Origin of the sequence: Tenacibaculum sp. 190524A05c (assembly GCF_964036595.1) — a bacterium.
In the GTDB taxonomy this organism is placed as follows: Bacteria; Bacteroidota; Bacteroidia; order Flavobacteriales; family Flavobacteriaceae; genus Polaribacter; species Polaribacter platacis.
On record NZ_OZ038523.1, the window covers coordinates 1,000,128 to 1,022,484 of the forward strand.

Genomic DNA, 22,357 nt, shown 5'->3' on the forward strand with positions numbered 1-22,357 from the left:
AGTATCAAAATTTTAAATACACCGAGATGAAAAAACTAATAATGGTATTAACGGCAACTGCAGTTGGTATTTGTTCAATTAATGCTCAGAAGAATAAAAAGCAGCAGGATAGAGATGCTATAAAAGCAATGAGTGGTTGTTATAAGGTAGGTTTTAATTTTACTGAAACCTTTAATTATTCAACGGATAGTTTATATAAACCTTCTAAAGTTAAACATGATAAAGCACTAGAATGGGTTGAAGTTGTAACCGACAAAAACAATAAAATTCAATTACAACATTTATTAATAGTTGGTCCTAAAAACAGACCACATATTGTAAAACATTGGCGTCAAGACTGGTTATTTGAAAACCAAGACATGTTTATGTTTCAAAAAGGAACGCACTGGAAATATGTAGAGTTACCAAAAGAAAATGTTGAAGGACAATGGACTCAAAAAGTATTTCAAGTTGATGATAGTCCTAGATATGAAGGAACTGCAACTTGGGTACATGTTGATGGCAAAAGTTATTGGGAAAATGGAACTGATGCTCCTTTAGCCCGTCGTGAGCATACCAAAAGATCTGATTACAATGTAATGCATAGAAGAAACCGTCATGAAATTACTTCTGAAGGATGGATTCATGAACAAGACAATGATAAAATCGTTAGAGAAGATAATAAAGAAGATTTCATTCTTGCTCAAGAAAAAGGATATAATACTTACGTAAAAGTTGAAGATTCAAAATGTGAAGCTGCTCAAAAATGGTGGGCAGAACACAAAGGATTATGGAAAAAAATCCGCAAAAAATGGGATAAAGCTTTTGATATGAAAAAAGATATTACACTTCAACCAAAAGTAAATAATAAGAAATTATTCTCTCATCTATTTGCTCTAAAAGCAGATGCATCTAAGAATGAGGTGAATACGATCATTGATCAATTTTTAAATTAATGTTCTCAATTTGTGTTGTTTTAAATCTCACTCTTAATCACTTAGGAGTGGGATTTTTTATTGTTCACAACTTTGTTTGCCAAAACTAGTTGGGTTTCCTACATTTGTTAAAGAATTCAAGAGTATTAATGGAACACTTTATAGTATCTGCACGTAAATATAGACCTCAAAACTTTGAGGATGTTGTTGGGCAACAAGCCATAACAAATACGTTAGAAAATGCTATTAAAAACAACCATTTAGCACAGGCGCTTCTATTTACTGGTCCTCGTGGAGTTGGTAAAACATCTTGTGCTCGTATTCTTGCCAAACGAATCAATCAAGAAAGTTCCGACAATTCTGATGAAGATTTTGCATTCAATATTTTTGAATTAGATGCAGCTTCAAATAACTCAGTTGATGACATTAGAAACTTAACTGATCAAGTTCGTATTCCACCTCAAACAGGAAAATATAAAGTATATATTATTGATGAGGTGCACATGTTGTCTCAAGCAGCATTCAATGCATTCTTAAAAACATTAGAAGAACCACCAGCACATGCTATTTTTATATTAGCAACTACAGAAAAACACAAAATCATTCCAACGATTTTATCACGTTGTCAGATTTTTGATTTCAAAAGAATTGGTGTTTTAGATGCTAAGAATTATTTGAAAATCATCTGTGAACGTGAAAACATTACAGCAGAAGATGATGCCTTGCATATTATCGCTCAAAAAGCAGATGGTGCCATGCGTGATGCATTATCTATTTTTGATAGAGTTGTAAGTTTTTCTGGAGATAATTTAACTCGTGAAGCTGTAACTCAAAATCTAAATGTTTTAGATTATGAAGTTTACTTTAATATGACGGATTTATTATTAGAAAATAAAATTCCAGAAGTATTAATGGCTTATAACGATGTTTTATCTAAAGGATTTGAAGGACAACATTTTATTAGTGGATTGGCTTCTCATTTTAGAGATTTATTAGTTGCAAAAGATACTGCAACTGTTAGTTTACTTGAAGTTGGTGATACTGTAAAAAAGAAATACTTAGAGCAAGCTGTAAAAGCATCTATGCCTTTTTTACTTCCTGCAATAGATAAGGCTAATGATTGTGATCTAAAATATAAGTCCAGCAAAAACCAACGACTCCTGGTTGAACTTTGTTTAATGCAACTTGCCTCTATCTCTTTTGATGGAGAGAAAAAAAAAATCTAGCAACTTTATAATTCCGGCTACATTTTTTACTTCTTTATCTCCAGTTATTAAAAAACTAGCCAAAGAAGCAGCTCCTCCAACACCTCAACCTAAAGCAAAACCAGTAGTTACTCCTACTCCTAAAAACGAGGTTAAAAAACCTTCAATAAAAAATATTAAAAGAAGGACTTCAGCTTTATCATTAAAAAGTTTACAGGAAAAACGAGAAGTTAAAGTAGTTACTGAAGTTGAAGAAAACTTTGATAATCACCCAAGAACTCCATTTAATGAAGAACAATTAAAGGAAGGTTGGAAAAAGTATTATTTCAAACTTCAGGAACTTGGAGAAAAGAATATGGCTTCTATTTTATTGGCAGGACAACCATCATTAAAACCTAATTTTGAAGTTTTAGTTACGCTTCCAAATAAGTTGATGAAAAGTCAGTTAGAGAAAGGAAGACCTGCTTTATTAAGGTTTTTACGAGAGAAACTTAATAATTACGGAATTGCTATTACTATTGATGTAAATGAAACTGTAGAAAAGAAATTTGCCTATACTCCTCAAGAAAAGTATAACAAACTAAAAGAAAAAAATCCTCTTTTAGAAAAGTTGAAGAATACTTTTGGTTTAGATATTTAATTTATGCTACAGTACTTAACGCTCTTTTCTGTTCCAACCATAAATTAACACCACCTAACTCTTCTGCTTGATAGAAATTCTCCTCTCTAGATATGCAATCAGCAGTCGATGTGTTATCAACTTTAATAAATTGATATAAAACAAGCTTAATAATTGATTCTTTAACTTCCTCATAAGTTAAGTCTTCGTTACTATTATCCACTATGATCGAGTTGATAAAGTTTTCTATAGTTGCAAATTTTGTATCTCCTTGTAATGCTTTAAAAACGATTTCCTCCATAAATAACATCTTTATATTCACAAAACTAAGAGCTAGTTAAGTGTTAAAAAATGTATTTAATGCATTAAAAAGTGTGGATTTCCGAAATTCGTTTATGCAACTTCCTGACCTACATAAACAATTACATCATTCTCTTTTATGTCTTGTTCATTTACCTCAGCTAAAATCTTAATTTGAGCATTAGATTTTAAGAATAAAGGAATAGCACTATCATTTTCATTTATAACTTGAACTTTTTCTTTAAAGTCCTCTGATGAAGAAACTTTTAACTCATTGATTTTTGGAAAATCTCTAATCGTTTCTGTTAAGTTAATAAAGTCGTCATTCGCAGTGAATAGTGTATCCGAGTTTTCAGGATTCTTTGAGGTAACTTCTCTAGATGTTGCAAGTCTGTATGCTCCCATTTCTCCAAAGACATCAGAAAAGCGTTCTAATGCATATTTATTAATTACATCACTACCTGTCATGGCAATTAAATACCCAACATCGCTTAACTCAACATTACTATCTAAATTATCATTATAAATATCAATATTAAATGCTTCGATGCCCATTTCTTTTGCATCATTCACATAATCTTTATTACTATCTAATAAAATTACTCTTCGATTGTTATCAATTAAAAACTTCGCAATTAATCGAGCAGATCTAGATGCTCCAACAAACACAATAGCCTCAGATTTCTTTAAGAAAACACCTATCATTTTAGACAACATTCTTGCAGTTGTTGCATTCAGAAGTACTGTACCCAATACAACCATAAATACCAATGGTGTAATATAGTTTGCGCCTTCTACTCCTTGTTTCATCAGTTTAGTTCCAAATAGAGAAGCTATACCTGCAGCAACAATACCTCTTGGTCCTACCCAGCTGATAAAAATTTTCTCGTTCAACTGTAAAGTTGATTTATGTGTACTTAAAAACACACCTAACGGACGAACAACAAAAACTACTAAAGCAAATAGTAAAACTGTTTTCCAGTTATAAATTAACTCCAACTGAGCCATATCCATATTAGCCGCGAGTAAAATGAATAATATTGATATTAATAAAACTGTTAACGATTCCTTGAAATATAGTAATTCATCAAAGCTTTTTAATTTACTGTTAGCAATTACCATTCCCATAACCACAACTGCTAGTAGTCCAGATTCATGCGCTAATAAGTCAGATAATACAAAAACCAATAATACCATTGATAATGATACTACATTCAATAAATAATGAGGAACAAACTTTCTATTGATAAAGAAAATTAATGCTTTTGCAAAAACAAATCCTAAAGATGATCCAAATAAAATAATCTTAAAGAATTCGATTAGTGCGGTTTGCGTAAAACCATCCTCTCCTCCTACACTAATAAATTCAAATACAAGTACCGCTACTAATGCCCCAATTGGATCAATAAGAATTCCTTCCCATTTTAATACAGCAGCCACATCTTTTTTAAGTGGGATATTTCTCAAAATTGGAGAAATTACTGTTGGACCTGTAACAATAATTAATGATGAAAATAGCAAGGATAATTCCCAACTCAGATCGAAAATATAATGAGCGAAAATACCAGCTAAAAAGAATGTTACAACAGAACCTAAAGTAATAAGTTTTGTAATAACCGGACCAACATTATTGATTTCGCTTTTCTTCAATGTTAATCCTCCTTCAAAAAGTATAATACTAATAGCTAAGGAAACAAAATAGAACAAACCTTCTCCAGGAAATAATCCTTTCTCACCATTCCAAATAGGTTCTATCCATTTACTTCCATTTTCACTTAAGAATTCAGCAGCTACAGGACCAACTAAAAGTCCTATTAAGATTAATGGTAAAATAGCTGGGATTTTTAATTTCCATGCTACCCATTGTGCTAAAATTCCTAATATTATTATACCTGCTAGTTCTAACATCTTCTGAAATTAATAACTGTAAATGTAGAGCTTTTATTCTAAATAAAACTCAAATAATTGGCCTGTTTATTGAATAATTAATATTCTTTTAAACTCATTCCCAGAATCATCAATTACTGTTATCACATGCTCTCCAACACTAGGTTTAACTGGTAGTTCATGATAATCAACAGTTTGCTTTATAAACTCATCATCCAAATACCAAAATATCTTAGCATTTGGGTTTGTGTGTGTTAATTTTAGGATAACTGGATTCAATTCTCCATCGTTCCCCTTAGTAAGAGATAGCTTAGATTTAAATTTTGTAGGAAATATAAAATCAATAACATTCTTCTCTGTAACGTTACATCCTTCTAAGTAATCAGGAATCTTGGTATAATCAGGATTTTTTTGTTTATAAAAATACGCTGCTAATGGTGATAAGGTAAACCAAGTTTTGGTTTTCATTTGATTAATTGGATAACAATTGGAATTAACTCTATAACTTTCGGTTGCATCTAATTGTATCTCCTTGTGATGTGGACATGATGCTGCTCTAACACCATTCTTTGAAATTCTCTTTCTCACTTTTGGACAAATTGGCAATGCTAAATATCCACTTTCCTCACAAACCTCTTCTTCTATAAGATCTTCAAAAGGCTCTAAAAACCATTTAGATTTGGGTAAAACATCAAATATTTTGAACATAAATGGAGCAGCACTTCCAACACCCGTAACATCAGGTCTTCCTTCTCCATCTGAATTACCTACCCAAACTCCAACTACATATTTAGATGTTGTTCCAATTGCCCAAGCATCTTTATTCCCAAAACTTGTTCCTGTTTTCCAAGCTATTTTCTGAGAAGAATCATAATACTTCCAAGCTTGATCCGATAATGGTCGATTTACCTCTGTCAGCGTATTCAATGTGAGATAAGCTGAACCTGCATCAATACGATTTGATTCTTCAGAAATTCTACCATAATCTATTTCATCATCTTTAAGATACTTCGGTTCTTGAAATTCATTTTGATAATATTGATGCTTTAAATCTTCGTAATGATTTACTGTACCTGCATAACCAGCAAAAACTTTACACAAATCCCATAAACTTGCTTCTGCACCACCTAAAACTAGAGATAATCCATAATAATCTGCAGACTTATTAATGTACTGCATATCATAATCTTTCAAGTCTTGTAAAAATTTTTGCAAGCCATACTTACGAAGTAATCTAACCGCGGGAATATTTAATGATCTTGTTAAGGCTTCATTCGCAGGAACTGCCCCGTCATAATTCAAGTCAAAATTTTTGGGAATATAACCCGCAATATCTGTTGGAATATCTTTCACTAACTGTGTGGGAAGTAAATCACCAGATTCTAACATATGAGCAAATAAAAATGGTTTTAACGTACTTCCTGTGCTTCTTGGAGAAATAACATTATTTACATCTTTTTGATGTTTTGTATCTGTCGGAGAATTTCCAACATATGCCAATATTTTTCTAGTTTCTACATCTAATACAAGTGCTGCTAAATTATGAACTTCATTCTGCCGCATTAATTGATAATGTTGTTTGGCTAAATCATTTACTTGCTTTTGTAAAAAATAGTCAACTGAACTTATCACCTTTTCTCCAGAATGTTTCTTTTTTAATTCATGAAGAAAATGAGGAGCTAATGTAGGTAAGAGATGAGGCTTTTGAGGAAGTTCTTCCTCAATGGCTAATATATAAGTGATACTATCTATAATTTCTTTTTTGTACAACTTTTTTAATAATCGATCTCTTTTGTTCTTAAGATTGATTTGATTTTTTCCTGGATAAATTAACGAAGGAGCATTTGGTAAAACAGCCAAGGTTGCACTTTCTGCCCATGACAGTTGCTCAGGACGTAAACCGTAATAACGCCATGCCGCCATTTCTAAACCGACAACATTACCTCCAAAAGGAGCATGTGAACTATACAAATTGAGTATTTTTTCTTTAGAATACCGAAATTCTAAACGTGTAGCCAATACCAGTTCTTTTAGCTTTTCCGTATATGTTCTTTTTTTATTCTTTCTAGAAAGACGAATTACTTGTTGCGTAATTGTACTTCCTCCTCTTACAATTCTTTTTGCTCTTCTATTTTCAAAAAATGCTTTACCTATTGAAATAGGATTAAAACCAAAATGCTTGTAGAAATGAGCATCTTCAAATTGTAAAACACAATTCTTAAATTTAAAAGGAACAGAATCTAATTCAGGAAAACGCCATTGCCCATCATCTGCTATTGTAGCTCCTAATAACTCATTGGCATCAGATAAAAGGACTGTTGAAGTAGGATCTTTAAACAGTTGTTTAGGGAGAGAGAAAAAGTAAATTAAGAATAGAACAAGAAATATAGAAATCCTTTTCCATCGTTTAGCAAGAATGTATTTTATCTTATTCATTTACTTTTCTTGAACATAAATTTTGACTAAAACTACTAACATTTTCAACAATTATCAAGGGTTGCACACTTCTATTTTTAATCAAAAAACTAAGAGTGTGAATTCAAATAACGCAACTCTGTTGAATTAAACATTAATTGTTATAAAATCAAATCAAAAGCACTAAAATTAAACACCTAATCATCAACTACTTATTCGCTTTTTAGTTAAATTTATGTTAATTAACCAAAACCCTATTTATCATGAAAAAACAATTATCCATTGTTTTATTCTTGGTGTCATTTATTGCAATGGCCCAAAAGACCAAACACAAACCATTTTATCGAGGAGCAATTTCATCTGTTGAATATGTTGCTCCGTTATCCCAAAGATCTGCTGATCTAGTTCCTTTTAAAAACGTTTTCAAGGAGGCTAAAGACAAAAAATCAATGGGAAATGAGATTGTAGCTGGTAAAGACCCCCAAAATCAAGATGATTATTTCAAAAGGAATAAACATCCACAAGAACAAAGTGTAAGAATGAGAAATGCTGGCTTAGTATTCGATACTTACTCTTCAAACTCTCAACCAACGGATCCTTCACTAGCCGTTGGTCCTAATCATGTTATGGTAGTATTTAACACTGGATTCATGATTTATGACAAACAAGGAAACGAATTATTAGGAGAAACAGCACCAAATCCTGCGATTTTCCCATCAGGAGGATGTTGTGACCTTACCGTTTCTTATGATAATGCCGCTGACAGATGGGTATTATCTTTTTTAAACGGAGCTGGTGCAGGTGCACAAATTGCAGTTTCCGATGGACCTAATCCTTTAACTGCTGGATGGTATATTTATAATATATCTCAAATCCAAGATTATCAAAAATTATCTGTTTGGAGTGATGGTTATTACATTACAGATAACACTAATGGTTCTAATCGCGTATGGGCTTTAGAAAGAAGTGCTATGCTTGCTGGAAATTCTAACGCAGGAATTTTAGGATTTAACTTGCCTAACATCAGAACTAGTGGTTTTTATAGTCCGCAAGTATTAAGTGTTACAGATAATAATTTACCAGCAACTGGTGGTGCAACAGTGGTGTATATGCAAGATAACGCCTGGACAGGTGTTTCAGTTGATCATGTAAAGGTTTGGACCATTGACGTCAATTGGTCGAACACATCTAGTTCTACAGTTTCTAATCCACAAGAAATTACAGTAACACCATTTATTGGAGTTTTTGATGGTGGAAGTTTCTCTAACTTACCTCAACCTAATGGAGGTGCAACAATTGATGCCTTACAAGCTACAATTATGAATCAGGCTCAATTTAGAAAGTTTAGCACTCATAATTCTGCAGTATTCAATTTTGTAGTAGATACTGATGCTTCTTCAGGAAAATTAGCTGGTATCCGTTGGATGGAATTTCGTCAAAGTGGTGATAACCAACCATGGTCATTGTATCAAGAAGGAACATACAATGCACCAGACTCTAGACATGCGTGGAATGCTAGTTTAGCAATGGATGCAAGTGGTAATATTGGAATGGGATATACTTCGTTATCTAGTTCTGCAAGTTCTAATACAACACGTGTAAGTTCATATTTTACTGGAAGATCTAATGGTGATCCTTTAGGAACTATGACTGCCATGGAAGGTTTAATCGCAAATGGTAATCAAAATATTCCAGGAACTCGTTATGGAGATTATAGTAAAATAGATGTTGACCCTTCTAATAATAGTACATTCTGGTATATTACAGAATATATGAATAACGGAAGAAAAGGTGTAATCGGTACTTTTGAAATGCAACCTGCTGGTCCACCAGATACGGAATCACCAACGAATCCTTCAAACTTAACAGTTTCAAATATTGGAGGAACAACAGCTACTTTAAATTGGACAGCTGCAACAGATAATGTTGGAGTTGCGAGATATTTAATTTCAATCGATGGTAACCAAGTAGGAACATCAAGTACGACATCATTTAATGTTACAGGATTATCTCCAACAACACAGTATACAGCTTCTGTAATTACTCAAGATGCAGCTGGTAATAATTCAGGAAGTGTTAGTGTAACTTTTACCACAACTGCTGCACAAGTAACCTATTGTGATTCTTCGAGTAACAATGTTAATGATGAGTTTATTAGTAATGTTACTTTAAATACAATAAACAATAATTCTGGAGCTCAATTCTACTCTGATTTTACAAGTATTTCTACCAACTTAAGTGAAGGACAACAATACACTGTTAGCGTTACTCCAACTTGGACTGGAACAACTTACGCTGAAGGTTACGCTGTTTGGATTGATTATAATAACAATGGTGATTTCACAGATAGTGGTGAATTGGTATGGTCTAAATCTCCATCTACTGACACTAATAATAGCGGTTCTTTTACAGTTCCAAATGGTACTGCAAAAACTGCCGTAAGAATGAGAGTTTCTATGAAGTATAACGGAATTCCATCTTCTTGTGAAAACTTTACTTATGGTGAAGTTGAAGATTATACAATAAACTTAGAAGAAGGTAATGGTAACGGTGGCGGAACACCTGGTGTTATTGCTGGATATAGTTTTGAAACAGATCGTGAAGGATGGAGCGATCCAGGAAGTGACTGTGCACGAATTAACAGTCCATCTAGATCTTATGATGGAAGCTTTTCTATGAGACTTAGAGATGATACTAGTACTTCGAACACGGTTTCTCCTGTTTTAGATCTTTCTGGTAACACTGAAGTTACTTTTGAGTTCTTTGCCTTCATTAATAGTTTCGAAACCGGAGAGGATTTCTTCGTAGAATTTTTCAACGGAACTTCATATGAAGTTATTGGAAACTATGTAGTTGGAGTTGATTATAATAATGAGGAATTCTTTACTGATAAAATCACCTTAAGTAGTAACGATTTCAATTTCAATGCTAATAATCGTTTCCGTTTCCGTTGTGATGCAAGTGGAAATGCGGATCGTGTATATTTTGATCAAATCACAATTAGCGGTGATAATGTAAGCTCTGTAAGAGATACGACAGAAGAAGATACACCGACTCCTGGAGATGAATTAATCTCTTTTACAGAAGAATCTTTAAAGAAGATTAAGTTATATCCAAATCCTGCAAATAATATCTTAAATATTGAGATTTTAAATGGAGAATTTGAAGAGATGACTATTTATTCTGTAACGGGAAGAATTGTGTATAGTACTAAAGAAAAAGTAAGAAATAAATCAACTGTAGATGTTACTCAATTTGCTGCTGGAAACTATTTTGTAAAATTTGTTTCTAACGGTAAAGCAGTAACTAAGAGGTTTATTAAGAAATAATATAAAATAGAATTCTAGTAAAGAAAGGTCATCTGAAAAGATGACCTTTTTTATTTTATATCATAAAAAACTAATTAATATCACCTGATTTTAGATAATTAATAATTCGTTGAATAGATCTAGACTTTGATTTCAATAGGGTTTTCTTAAAATTAAATAAAAAAACTGACGTATCACCTTTAGATTTGAACTCTAGAACTTTTTTTCTAGTCTTCCCATCATAAATACTAACTCCAACATTTAAAATGCAACGCTCATTAGTTGTTCTTCCTTTTTTATTATTAGTATCTCTATAAGAAACTTCACTAATTCTATTAATAATTTGAAAGTATGTAAAATCGATTACATAATCGGTATTTATATTTGAAGGTAACTCATACAATATAGAACTATCCTTCGTTCCCTTTGATAATTCTCTCCAATTTCTAACTTCATTAGTTTCATATTTTAGAAATAAACCTTCTCTTTTTGCCAGCATTATAAACTCATCAATATATGATTTTACAAACTCTTCATTTGTTTTAAAATTATTACTAAAAGTTCTATTAAAACTATTAATAGTTACAAAATCTAAACCTGTTACTAATACACTTTTAGAATTTGTCATTAATAACTCTCTATTTTTTGAAATGTTGGTTATATAACTCTCTTTACTTTTACAAGAACATAATAGCAAAAGACAAACAAGGGTAATTTTAAAGTAATTTTTCCTAATCATAAGTTTATTTTAATACAGGCTAAAATAAAAAAAGTAGGTACTTAGACCTACTTTTAAATCTACAATAAAATATCTTTCTTATTTAACAACCTTAATCCATTGTCCTTGGGTTCTTGCTAAATAATCATTATCATACATTGCTTCACCTTGCACACCTGGTAAGTAATAATCTCCTAGATAAGAAGCATTCAATACTACTTTAAACGTTTTAGATTGATACTTATTTAGTGTAAAGTAATTACTAATACTAGCATCTCTAATATCTGTATAATCTACAGCATCAGAAGTTGTATTACTACCAAAGTCGGTAAAACGTGTATTTACAACTTCCCAACCAGAAGGTAAATATTGAGTTAATGCAATATTCTCTACTTTCTGATCTGTTGAGTTTTTAATTCTGATTTCAGCAACAAAGTTTGTTCCTTGAGATAAGTTCGAAACATCAATACTACTTCCATTCTTATCTTTATAAACTATAGAAACATCTAAGTTTTTCTGAACCACTTTTTCCTGTCCAACAGGTAAAATTCCTTTGTTATATAATCTTACGTATAACACTCCACCAGAAGTATTTTTGATCTTAAAAGCATTCTGTTTTTTCAACCCTTGTAAATCTTTCAGTACTAAAGATTTCGCTGATGTAATTCCGTTTACAGCTCCGTTAAATGTGTAATCTGCAGTTATTCCAGAATTATCACCATTCTTTAATGCATATTTAGAAATAGCCATTAAACTATAAGCAGTAGTTTGAGTACTTAACCATCTAGAACTTGAAAGACTTTCCGCAACATCCTTAGCTAATTTAATTGCTTTCACATCATCTCCTAATAAAGTATAAGTTTCTAGAGCCATTGCTTTGTTTCTTGTTTCTGAACCATAATAGTAATAATAACGTTTAGTATATCGTTCTTCAGAAAGGTTATTCAATATTGTTTTTGCTATTGAACCTTTTCCTATTAAAGCATAAGCCGCCGCTAAACTTCTTTTTGCTTGATTTGAAATTCCTTTTGTTTCTCTCAAGCGGTTCATAGAAGCTAAATCTGGACTATTGGCTAAACATAAAGTATATAATCTATATGCTTGAGCTAATTCGTTTCTATAATATCTTTCAGATCTATGTCTCCAATTTCTAGCTGTAATCTTTTGATAATTAATCCACTTTGATTTAAAACCAATTGGTAATGCATATCCTTTTTTAGAAGCTTCAATTAAGAAATGTCCTGCATAAGACGTTCCCCAATCATTTGTGTAACTAGATCCTGGCCAATACGACAATCCACCATTTGATTTTTGGAAACCTGATAATCGTTGAATCGCTGCTTTCACATTTCTATCGATAGATTTTTGTTTCTCTGCTGATAAATCGAATAACTCCGTAAAGTATAATTGTGGGAACGCACCTGAAGTTGTTTGTTCAACACATCCATGCGGATAACGGATTAAATATTGCAAACGACTCGTAAAGTTCATAGGTGGTAATGACGAAAGTTCAATACTTGCTGCATTTGTACCTTGAGTTCCGAAAGTTGCAAAATCTAATGTTTTCTCTTCATTTGCTTGAAGTACTATTTCTTTTACATCTGTAGTAACTGGATTTGGATTTAAAACATCAATTTCTACTTCATAAAATGCCTTTTCTGAACCTGAACTTGCCTCTACTCTAACTTTACCTATTCCTTTAAAATCTTTAACTTTTAAAGTAAAATAAGCCATTTTTTCATCTGGTTGACTAAAAGCTAAGTTCTGTGTGTTACTTCCAACAATATCATACGCTTCGTTAGGCTTCACTTCTACCTTTACATTTTTTACATTTTCCTTCATTGCAAAAACTGTAACTGGTAATGTAACCGTTTCTTGCGGTGTAATTTTACGCGGTAAAGATGCCAATACCATGACTGGTTTACGAACGAAGGCTGTTTTATCATCTTTTCCGTAAGCTTCATTATTTGCATCAGAGGCAACCACCATAGCTCTAACCGAACCAACATAGTTTGGTATTTTTACGCTATGTGTTTTTACTTCTCCAGAACCTAATTTAAAAGGTCCTAAGAATTTCACCATTGGTTTAAAACGATTCGCTTTTTTATTTTTACTTCCAGCTTCTGCTTCATCTCCACCAATACTTAAAATTTGATTCACTTTTCCTCCATAAGCTCCAATTACATCATCAAAAATATCCCAAGTTTTTACACCTAAAGACTGTCTTGCATAAAATGTATGCCACGGATTTGGAGTTTTGAATCTTGTTAAATCTAATAAACCTTCATCAACAATTGCAACAGTATAGGTCATAGGTTTTGAGTTTACCTCTTTTACTCTAAATGTTGCTGTACTTTCTGGTTCTAATTCATCAGCCAATTGAATTTGTGGTTCCAATTTCGTTTTCGGGTTACTAACCAATAATGGAATAGAACCATACATACGAATTGGTAAATCATTTTCTGTCTGTCCATGTTTCTGTAATAACGATATGTTCACAAATACATTCGGAGTATAGGAATCTAATACAGGGAAACTAAACTCAGTTTGCTTATCTTTTGTATCTACCCAGAAATAATCTAAAACTTCTGTTCCGTTTTCAATTGTGATTAAAGCTCTTCCTCCCTCAGAAGAAGGGAATTTAACTGTTGCCTTTTCATTAACATTATAAGCATCTTTATCACTAGAGAACACCAACATTGTAGCATTCGTTTTATCTTGACTTCCTCTTTTCTTTCCATACCAAGAAGGCCAGTCAAAATAAACTACAGAAGATGTTACGTGATTACTCTTCTTATCTTTTACTTTAATTAAAAATCTTCCCCAGTCATTCTTGTCTATCTTTAAATTGAATGATCCTTTTCCTGTTGAATTTGTAGAAACTTGTTTCGTTGTATATCTATCATGATATCTAGATCCATCGTAATAAGATAATCCATTTTCTGAAGAATTCCACCACCATCTCCAACTCAATTTATACACTTCAACTTCTAAGTTATTGGCAATTCCGTTTCCATCTTCACTAACAGAAGCTACGTTAAACGTATAATCTTGATCGGTAAATAAGTAGTTTTTAGATTGTTGTTCTTCTGCTTTATTTAAACCAGCATACGAACTATACGGAGAAGCTTTCATGCTAAACACATCTGTACTAAAATCACCTCCATTTTCATATACTTTAGTAATAAAAGTAGCCTTAACCATACCTGGAACTCTTGCCCCTAAGTTTGGTTTTTCTGTGAATTGGGTTTTACCTTCGTTATCTAAGTTGCCGGAAGCAATAGTATTTGTTGTTGTATTGAATCTTCTTGTAATATCATCAAAAGTATAATTTCCAAACTTCTCGAATGTGGTTGTAGTTTGTGTGAACTTCGATTCTATATCGTATTTTAAACCTCTTGCTATTGCTCCGTGTAACCATTTAACTTCAATATCTCCTTTTATTTCCTCAGAAGCTTTAACAACTTTATTGTCTGTATTGAACTTAATTTTTAATCGGTTTGGTTTTATCGTTTCAATTTTTAAGTTTTTATGAAACTTCGCCGCTCCAACATTTACTTTTACTTTCCAATTTCCGGTAATGGCATCTTGATCTGTTTTCGGACTGTAGGTGTATACATTCATTGCATTTTTATAAGCAACATGTCTGTCTATAATTTTTCCTTGAGGATTTACCAATTCAAATTTAATAGGATGTTTCTCCGGAATTGGATTTGCTTTGTCATTTAAAACAAAAGATAAGAATAATTGATCTCCAGGTCTCCAAACTCCTCTCTCTCCATAAATAAAGCCTTTAATTCCTTTTTGTAATCTTGCTCCAGAAACATCAAACTTACTCATAGAAAGTGCATTTCCATCATTCAACTTTACGTAAGTTGTACTATTTGCATTAGAAACAGCAGCAAAATAAGCTCCTTTTACTTGGTCAAATTCTGCGATTCCATCAGAATTCGAAGTTGAAGAAGTAATCACTTGTTTTTGTAAATTGATTAATTCAACTTTTGCTCCACTAATCGGTTGAGCTGTTGTTAAATCTGTAACCGCTACGAAAGTTTTATCGTTATTACCTTTCTTAACAATTGCTCCAATATTAGAAGCTAAAATATTAGTACTAATTTTAGTATCTCGGTAATATGAAACTTTACAAGGATCTTTTCTCTCATTCCAATTATACTCTTCGTAGTAATAATCGTCATAATACGAATAACTTCTTTCTCTATCGAACTTTCTTGTGTCTATTTCCTTCTTTCCATAAACAATAGTTTCTTCACTTGTTTCACCATCACATGAATAATTAGAATACGATTTTGGGAATGACAATTCAACACGGTACATTGCTCCATTCTCAACATCTATTAAATCTGCTAAGTCAACAGCAAAAGCATTCGGTTGCGACAATTCTAAACCTTGATCTGAAAGATTTACGGTATACTTTGCAGTTGGTCTTCCTACATAACGTAAATCTCCTCTATTATTTAAATTGTTATTCTGTAAAAACTGAAGAACGTTGTTCTTATAAATTTTATACACTAAAACATCAACTGCCTTTAAATTGGTAGCTTTAAAGTTGATTTTTAAATTACTAGAATTCGGTAAGATAGTTCCACTTTTAACAAACTTAATTTCAGGCTTTAACTGTGTGAAGTATAATGTACGTACCACATTATTTTTCAATGTATAACCTTCTGTATTTTTAATTCCTTTAAATACTTCAATATCTAATTTAGTTTCTCTTGTATTTGTAGGATAAACAGTAACTACATTTCCTTTAATATTATAAGTGAAGACTTTAGTTCTAGTATCTACAAATTGAATTAAACCTTTAAGATTTTGAGATTCATTTAACACATCTGAAAAGTGAATTTCCACACGTTTCTTTCCTTGATCAAATACATCAAAAGACAGTACTTTAAAGTTAGATTTCCCAGTAATTGTTAGATCTCTTTCTCCTTTAGAATCTGAATTGATACTACTTCCGTTCCATGAAACTAATAATGATTTATCATCATCAAAACGTTTTAAACTATCAATCTTAAATTGAACAGTTGATGTAAAATCATCAACTACATCAAAGGTAATTTCTTTAGCCTTTCCATCATATTTAGATTTGATAACCTCTGTTAGTTTTTTACCATCAAAAACATCACTTGCTGTTAATGTTCCTTCTACGTAATACCAATCCTTATCATAAATTGAAGGGGAATTTAAGGAAACTCCAAAATTCAATTCTTTGGTTTTTAAATTTAGGGTGAACGTTTCAAGGTCTTTTTCAACATCATTGTATAACTTGTCTAAATGTAAACTCAAGTTATACTCCTTGTTACTTTCTAATTTTGATTCTGGTATAAACGATAAAATATTATCTTCTAAAATCACTTTACCTTTAACTTTTGGTGATAGAGAAATTACATCATCCAAAACCTTATCTACATCAACTTCTTTATTCAAATAAAATTTAAGATTAGGAACTACTGAAATAGACTTTTGCGGATAAACACTGATGTAATTACTAAATGCATTAACATCACTTTCTACTTTTTCTTTTTTCTTACAACTGATAATTGTAACAAACACAATTAGTAGACTATAAATAAGTTTTTTCATGGTTAAAGGTTTCTTTTTCTATGAGTTGAATTCCAAAATTAACAAAATACTCGACAAATAGGACTGAGATTTACTATTTTTGTCCACTATTTTACAACGAGCGATTTTAAAATTATGTTAGGATTAAAATTTGAAACTGAAACTTCTTGGGTAGATGTTGCTAGTAACGGTTTAGAACAATTATTAACTGATCATGCTTTTGCAGAAATAAAGGCCTCTGGAAATGCAACTTCTATTATTATAAATTACTCCGAAGAAACTGAATTGGTTAAAGACATGAGTGATATTGCCATCGAGGAAATGGAACATTTTAGAATGGTACATAATGTAATGATCGAAAGAGGAATGGTTTTAGGTCAAGCAACAAAGAATGATTACGCTTTAAATCTTCAGAAGTTTTTCCCAAAAGTTCATGATAGAAAAGAAGCTCTTGTGCATCGTTTATTAGTTGCTGCTCTTATTGAAGCAAGAAGTTGTGAACGTTTTAAGGTTTTTGCTGACAATATGAAAGATGAGCAATTATCTAAATTTTATACTGACTTAATGATTTCAGAAGCAAATCATTACACATTATTTTTAGGATATGCTAGAAAGTATATGGATAGAGAAATAGTTGATAAAAAATGGAATGATTTATTAGCTTTTGAAGCTGAAATGATGAAAAACAGAGGTACTTTAGCTAAAGTACATGGATAATGTTCAATAATCATTGAACGATTATCAATAGTCAATTTGAACTGATAACTAAGATTAATGTTTTCTAAAGAAGAATCAGCACGTATACGTAAAGAGTTTTGGACGAGTTTTGGAAAATCTTTTCCAAGAAAGTGGTTGTTGTACAATACTAAAATAAAAGGGTTTTCCTTTAAGTTTCAAGCTGATAGAAAAAAGGCTTTTGTTTGTTTAGATCTTGAGCATCCTGATGAAGTTGCTAATGAATTATTATACGATCAATTATTAGCTTTACAACAAATTCTTGAAACAGAATATTTACCAGAAGTTATCTTTGATGATGCCCACCAATTAGAAAGTGGAAAATATATTCGTCGTATTTACGTTTTACACGATACAAAGTTTAGTATTCATAATAAAAATACTTGGAGAGATTGTTACGAGTTCTTTGTAGAAACTATGAATCAATTCGAACTATTTTACTATGAATATGAAGACTTTATAAAACAAGCAATTTAAATCCCCTTAATATGAAATGCATTAAAAACATTTTCTTCATCTGTTTAGTTGTACTAATTGCAGGATGTAGTTCTGACTCTGAAAATGAAGGAATCTTAGCTGACAACACTTCAGCTACTTCTTATGAAAAAGAAATTCTGGATTTAATTAACAATCATAGAACTAGCAATGGCTTATCTAAACTTGAAATTTTAGATATCATAAAAACACAAACCAATGCTCACACGGATTATATGATTAATGCTGGTGTAATATCACATGACAAATTCAGTGAAAGAAGTAGTTATTTACAAGCTAATGCACAAGCTAAAGGAACGGCTGAGAATGTAGCTTCTGGATATTCAACTGCTCAATCGGTTACAAATGGTTGGATTAATAGCGATGGACATCGTAAAAATATAGAAGGAAATTATACACATTTTCATTTAACAGCTAAACAAAGCGCTGCAGGTAAATGGTATTACACTAATATATTTATTCGTCAATAAATAAGAAATTCAAAAAATAAAAACTCCTTAGACATAAGGAGTTTTTTTTGGTTTTAGTAGTTGCTGTTTGCAGTATTCATAGCTCATTTCAAAAATATCATCAATCTTGTGTTTATCTAAAACTTTATAGTTTTTAAGATATTGATGATCAATCATAACATCACAATACTTAAACTTTGATTGTGCTCGCTGATAACCATTAATGGCGAACAATCTGTTGATTAATTGTTGTACTATTTCTCCTTCCGAATTATTATAACTTGTCATAGGAATGGCATAACTTCCGTAGATAAAATCACATGTGTCTAATAATGGCTCTACGTGAAAATTATCTAAAAGAGCACTGTCAACTAAATTTTTCCCTTGGTAATGCACAGGTTTAAAAAAAGTAGACAATGAGGCTGATGCTTTTAAAATAGTTAAAAGATCTCCTTCATTATAACTCACCATTTCTCCTGTTCCTATATCTACAGCACCAATGTGCAAATTCCCTTTTTCAAATCGTTTAGGTAAATAGTTTTGGAAACTACCGAACATATCATCAACAGACAGAATTCCTTTTTTTTTGAGTTTCTCAAAAGGCACACTAAGCCAATCTTCTTTTTTCATTATTGATAAAATCTCTTCCACAGAATATCCATGAGCATATAATGTACCAACACATGCACCCGCACTATTACCAGAAATTACATTTGGTCTCTCTCCTATTTCTTCAAGGTTTTTCAATAATCCTAAATGAGCTGTTGCTAATGCTCCCCCTCCTGATAATACAATTCCAATCTTCTTCATAGCTATTAATCTAAAATGTAATCTGCTAACCGTCTTCTCTCTTCTTTTACATTTACATGAGGAAATCTTAAGTATTTATTGCGAGCAAGAATTAATGATGAAGCTTCTTTCTCTGTTTCAAAACAAGCGATTAGTTCATTCATACTATTAGAAATTTTAGCAAATACATCAAATGCGATAATGTTCAAATTGGCGAAATGAATTTCTTCATTTAGCATGTTTTCTAATTGTAATTTTTGAATTCTCAGTAAAGTACTTTCTAACACATAAACTTGAATAAGAAGATCTGAAATGTGCATAGATATCTCTTGTTCTTCCTCTAACTTCTGCATAAATTTCTGTAAACAAATACCTGAAACGAAAACTGCAAGAGACTTTAGATTATCTGTAAACTGTTGGAACTTTTCAAGTGTATTCAAACTGTATTCTACTGAATCATTATTAATTTCTGCATATACTTTAGAAAATGCAGACATTACATCTAGCTCTCCTTTCATACCTTTTTTTACAAACTCTTTGATGATAACTAATCTGTTGATTTCATTAGTTCCTTCATATATCCTACTAATTCGTAATGATCGATATAAATGCTCAATAGGACAATCTGCAGAGAATCCCATTCCTCCATAAATCTGAATTCCTTGATCAATAATAAAATCTTGCGCTTCCGAACCAAATACTTTTACAATTGCACTTTCAATACTAAATTCTTTCAATGAATTGATCTTAGCATTCGAAAAAGTTTCTCCTTTTGTTGTTAACTCTTCCCTAAGAATATCGATATCATTACCCAATCTGAATACTGCTGATTCGATAGCGAAAATATATGCACTCATTCTGGCCAATTTATCCTTTATTGCTCCAAAACTGCTTATAGTTTTTCCAAATTGTTCTCTTTGTTTTGCGTATTCTTTAGCATGTTGAACTACTTTATTTCCTACTCCAATACAAGAAGCACCTAACTTAATTCGACCTGTATTTAACGTATTCAAACCTATTTTCAATCCTTTATTTCGTTCACCTAAAAGATTTTCTTTAGGAACTTTTACATTCTCAAAAAATACCTGACATGTACTCCAACCCGAAAATCCCATTTTCTTCTCTTCAGGACCAATTGTAATCCCACCAAAAGCTTTCTCAACTACAAACGCAGATAAATTCTTATCATCTTCTATTTTAGCGAATACAATAAATATGTCTGCAATTCCTGCATTAGAAATCCATGCTTTTTGACCGTTTATACTAAAGTTTCCTTCCTCATCTAAAGTTGCTTTTGTCTTCCCAGAATTTGCATCACTTCCAGCATTCGGTTCGGTTAATGCAAAGGCAGAAAGCAATTCTCCAGCAATCATTTTTGTAAGATACTTTTCTTTTAAAAAATCAGATCCATATAAAAATACTGGAGCAATTCCAATACTAGTTTGAACACCTAAAGCTCCTGTGAATGAATATCCTTTACTCATTGTAGTTGTAAAATGTAATACATCTTTAAATGACATATCCATTCCTCCATATTTCTCAGAAACCTCTAATCCTAAAAAACCTAATTCGCCACATTTTTGAATTAATTCAGGTCCAACTTGAATGGCTTCAGGAGTTTCCATAAACTCTAATCTATTTTCGATTTCATTTTTTATGAAACTTGTTCCTGCATCATGCATCATTTTAGCTTCTTCCAAAATAAGTTCTTTTATATAAAAGGATGACAATTCTGTAGGTTGAATTAAAAACGTTCCTCCTTTTGTCTGTAGTTCTAATGTGTTCATTTTTAGTATAATTTGATTTTTTAGGCATTTTAGCCTAATTCAAATATATAAATTAATTTTAAAAATTAGGCTATTTTGCCTAAATTTGAATTATATGACTACCAAACAAAAAATCTTAACTACTTCTTTACAGTTATTCAATACAATTGGATACGCCAATATTTCTAGTAAAACAATTAGTGAAACTATTGGCATTAGCTATGGAAATTTGTGCTATCATTTTCCAAAAAAGGATGATATCGTAATGCGTTTACATCAGAACTTTTTAGATGAAATGGACGAATCAATGCTTAATCTAAAAGGAGAGATATTCGAGTTTGATTTTATGTTAAGAAGTTTAGAGAATTTAATGAACCTAACTTACAAGTATCGATTTCTATTACTGAACGGATACGATATTACATTAAAACATTTACCGATTAAGCAAAGAACCATGGAGCGTTCTAAAGTCTACTCAAATATTATTTATAAAATATCTAAATTCTTAATTGAAAATGGATATATGCATGATAATTTAAGTGACAAACAACTAAAACTAAAGCTTCATGGTCTACTTATAATATTTAATTCTTGGGTTGCAGATAAAGCGGTATTTTCTGAATTAGCTTTTGAAGAAAATAAAGATCATACGAAGTATTACATTCAATTACTCTTCTCTATGATTAGTTCTGCCTTAACAAAAAAAGGAATCAAAGCATTTTCAACAGCCTATGATCGCATTTTAAATAAGAATGTTCAAGACTAAAAACAGAAAAGCTTCCGAAATTTCGGAAGCTTTTCATTAATTCAAATAAATAAATTTTCCATTTAAAAAAATGATATACTAAATGGATAATTTGGCTCTTCTTCATTGCTTGCTCTTATGGCATTCATAATTGGGAAAATGAAATAAAATATTCCAAGCAATACAAATCCCAATAATCCTAAACCAAATAATAATATTAATGGTATGCATAACAATACATATAGAAACATTGTAATTCTAAAATTAAGAATTGCCTTTCCATGTTCGTCCATGCCTTCTACTTCATCTTTTTTTATTGCCCATAAAATTAATGGGACTATGAATCCACCAATTCCAGATACAAAATCCAATAATTGACTTAAATGTGTTAATACTAATAGCTCTTTATTTTTTCGCATTTTTTTAATG

General features: G+C 31.4%; 14 protein-coding genes and 1 pseudogene. 7 read left to right on the forward strand and 8 right to left on the reverse strand.

The window, feature by feature from the left end; all coding sequences use genetic code 11:
* Positions 1-26 precede the first annotated feature (26 nt).
* Both ABNT61_RS04500 and dnaX read left to right on the forward strand, forming a co-directional pair.
* The gene (locus ABNT61_RS04500; RefSeq protein WP_348745014.1) at positions 27-935 is read left to right on the forward strand and encodes a DUF6607 family protein; all 909 of its coding nucleotides are present in this window, start codon (positions 27-29) and stop codon (positions 933-935) included.
* Between the two features lie 128 nt (positions 936-1,063).
* Positions 1,064-2,759 (forward strand): annotated as a pseudogene (gene dnaX, locus ABNT61_RS04505) (DNA polymerase III subunit gamma/tau).
* A 1-nt stretch (position 2,760) separates the two neighbouring features.
* Here dnaX and ABNT61_RS04510 read toward each other — a convergent pair.
* The 3 genes from ABNT61_RS04510 to pbpC form a co-directional block, all read right to left on the reverse strand.
* Positions 2,761-3,039: a hypothetical protein gene (locus ABNT61_RS04510; protein WP_348712328.1), complete on the reverse strand. Its 279-nt coding sequence runs from the start codon at positions 3,037-3,039 to the stop codon at positions 2,761-2,763.
* A gap of 92 nt (positions 3,040-3,131) precedes the next feature.
* A complete protein-coding gene (locus tag ABNT61_RS04515) occupies positions 3,132-4,946 on the reverse strand; it encodes a cation:proton antiporter (protein ID WP_348725064.1) in 1,815 nt (604 codons plus the stop codon).
* Positions 4,947-5,012: 66 nt separating this feature from the next.
* Positions 5,013-7,361 (reverse strand): penicillin-binding protein 1C, encoded by a 2,349-nt coding sequence (gene pbpC / locus ABNT61_RS04520; RefSeq protein WP_348745015.1) that lies wholly within the window; start codon positions 7,359-7,361, stop codon positions 5,013-5,015.
* Positions 7,362-7,603: 242 nt separating this feature from the next.
* Between pbpC and ABNT61_RS04525 the strand changes: the two genes are divergently transcribed.
* A complete protein-coding gene (locus ABNT61_RS04525; RefSeq protein WP_348745016.1) occupies positions 7,604-10,669 on the forward strand; it encodes a GEVED domain-containing protein in 3,066 nt (1,021 codons plus the stop codon).
* A 70-nt stretch (positions 10,670-10,739) separates the two neighbouring features.
* Here ABNT61_RS04525 and ABNT61_RS04530 read toward each other — a convergent pair whose 3' ends face one another.
* Entirely contained in the window at positions 10,740-11,276 is a 537-nt protein-coding gene (locus ABNT61_RS04530; RefSeq protein WP_348745017.1) for a hypothetical protein, read from the reverse strand.
* Between the two features lie 189 nt (positions 11,277-11,465).
* Positions 11,466-16,970, reverse strand: coding sequence for an alpha-2-macroglobulin family protein (locus ABNT61_RS04535; RefSeq protein ID WP_348745018.1), 5,505 nt, complete (start codon positions 16,968-16,970; stop codon positions 11,466-11,468).
* A gap of 114 nt (positions 16,971-17,084) precedes the next feature.
* Between ABNT61_RS04535 and ABNT61_RS04540 the strand changes: the two genes are divergently transcribed.
* From ABNT61_RS04540 to ABNT61_RS04550, 3 genes are read left to right on the forward strand one after another with little or no spacing between them, the layout of a single operon-like run.
* A complete protein-coding gene (locus ABNT61_RS04540; protein ID WP_348712334.1) occupies positions 17,085-17,666 on the forward strand; it encodes a tRNA-(ms[2]io[6]A)-hydroxylase in 582 nt (193 codons plus the stop codon).
* Positions 17,667-17,723: 57 nt separating this feature from the next.
* The gene (locus ABNT61_RS04545) at positions 17,724-18,161 is read left to right on the forward strand and encodes a DUF4268 domain-containing protein (RefSeq protein WP_348745019.1); all 438 of its coding nucleotides are present in this window, start codon (positions 17,724-17,726) and stop codon (positions 18,159-18,161) included.
* An 11-nt stretch (positions 18,162-18,172) separates the two neighbouring features.
* The gene (locus tag ABNT61_RS04550) at positions 18,173-18,649 is read left to right on the forward strand and encodes a CAP domain-containing protein (RefSeq protein ID WP_348745020.1); all 477 of its coding nucleotides are present in this window, start codon (positions 18,173-18,175) and stop codon (positions 18,647-18,649) included.
* Between the two features lie 27 nt (positions 18,650-18,676).
* Here the strand turns inward: ABNT61_RS04550 and ABNT61_RS04555 are convergent, their stop codons facing one another.
* Both ABNT61_RS04555 and ABNT61_RS04560 read right to left on the reverse strand, forming a co-directional pair.
* Positions 18,677-19,438: a patatin-like phospholipase family protein gene (locus ABNT61_RS04555; RefSeq protein WP_348712337.1), complete on the reverse strand. Its 762-nt coding sequence runs from the start codon at positions 19,436-19,438 to the stop codon at positions 18,677-18,679.
* A 5-nt stretch (positions 19,439-19,443) separates the two neighbouring features.
* Positions 19,444-21,204 carry an acyl-CoA dehydrogenase family protein gene (locus tag ABNT61_RS04560; RefSeq protein WP_348745021.1) on the reverse strand — a complete coding sequence of 587 codons (1,761 nt, stop codon included), beginning with the start codon at positions 21,202-21,204 and terminating at the stop codon, positions 19,444-19,446.
* 94 nt (positions 21,205-21,298) lie between these two features.
* Between ABNT61_RS04560 and ABNT61_RS04565 the strand changes: the two genes are divergently transcribed.
* Positions 21,299-21,949: a TetR/AcrR family transcriptional regulator gene (locus ABNT61_RS04565; protein ID WP_348745022.1), complete on the forward strand. Its 651-nt coding sequence runs from the start codon at positions 21,299-21,301 to the stop codon at positions 21,947-21,949.
* Between the two features lie 62 nt (positions 21,950-22,011).
* Here ABNT61_RS04565 and ABNT61_RS04570 read toward each other — a convergent pair whose 3' ends face one another.
* Positions 22,012-22,347 (reverse strand): DUF4870 domain-containing protein, encoded by a 336-nt coding sequence (locus ABNT61_RS04570; RefSeq protein ID WP_348712340.1) that lies wholly within the window; start codon positions 22,345-22,347, stop codon positions 22,012-22,014.
* Positions 22,348-22,357: the final 10 nt, after the last annotated feature.

What these genes read in the sequence shown, in the direction of transcription:
- ABNT61_RS04500 (WP_348745014.1), top strand. Translation starts at nt 27, where the DNA reads ATGAAAAAACTAATAATGGTATTAACGGCAACTGCAGTTGGTATTTGT.
- ABNT61_RS04510 (WP_348712328.1), bottom strand. Translation starts at nt 3,039, where the DNA reads ATGGAGGAAATCGTTTTTAAAGCATTACAAGGAGATACAAAATTTGCA.
- ABNT61_RS04515 (WP_348725064.1), bottom strand. Translation starts at nt 4,946, where the DNA reads ATGTTAGAACTAGCAGGTATAATAATATTAGGAATTTTAGCACAATGG.
- pbpC (WP_348745015.1), bottom strand. Translation starts at nt 7,361, where the DNA reads ATGAATAAGATAAAATACATTCTTGCTAAACGATGGAAAAGGATTTCT.
- ABNT61_RS04525 (WP_348745016.1), top strand. Translation starts at nt 7,604, where the DNA reads ATGAAAAAACAATTATCCATTGTTTTATTCTTGGTGTCATTTATTGCA.
- ABNT61_RS04530 (WP_348745017.1), bottom strand. Translation starts at nt 11,276, where the DNA reads ATGACAAATTCTAAAAGTGTATTAGTAACAGGTTTAGATTTTGTAACT.
- ABNT61_RS04535 (WP_348745018.1), bottom strand. Translation starts at nt 16,970, where the DNA reads ATGAAAAAACTTATTTATAGTCTACTAATTGTGTTTGTTACAATTATC.
- ABNT61_RS04540 (WP_348712334.1), top strand. Translation starts at nt 17,085, where the DNA reads ATGTTAGGATTAAAATTTGAAACTGAAACTTCTTGGGTAGATGTTGCT.
- ABNT61_RS04545 (WP_348745019.1), top strand. Translation starts at nt 17,724, where the DNA reads ATGTTTTCTAAAGAAGAATCAGCACGTATACGTAAAGAGTTTTGGACG.
- ABNT61_RS04550 (WP_348745020.1), top strand. Translation starts at nt 18,173, where the DNA reads ATGAAATGCATTAAAAACATTTTCTTCATCTGTTTAGTTGTACTAATT.
- ABNT61_RS04555 (WP_348712337.1), bottom strand. Translation starts at nt 19,438, where the DNA reads ATGAAGAAGATTGGAATTGTATTATCAGGAGGGGGAGCATTAGCAACA.
- ABNT61_RS04560 (WP_348745021.1), bottom strand. Translation starts at nt 21,204, where the DNA reads ATGAACACATTAGAACTACAGACAAAAGGAGGAACGTTTTTAATTCAA.
- ABNT61_RS04565 (WP_348745022.1), top strand. Translation starts at nt 21,299, where the DNA reads ATGACTACCAAACAAAAAATCTTAACTACTTCTTTACAGTTATTCAAT.
- ABNT61_RS04570 (WP_348712340.1), bottom strand. Translation starts at nt 22,347, where the DNA reads ATGCGAAAAAATAAAGAGCTATTAGTATTAACACATTTAAGTCAATTA.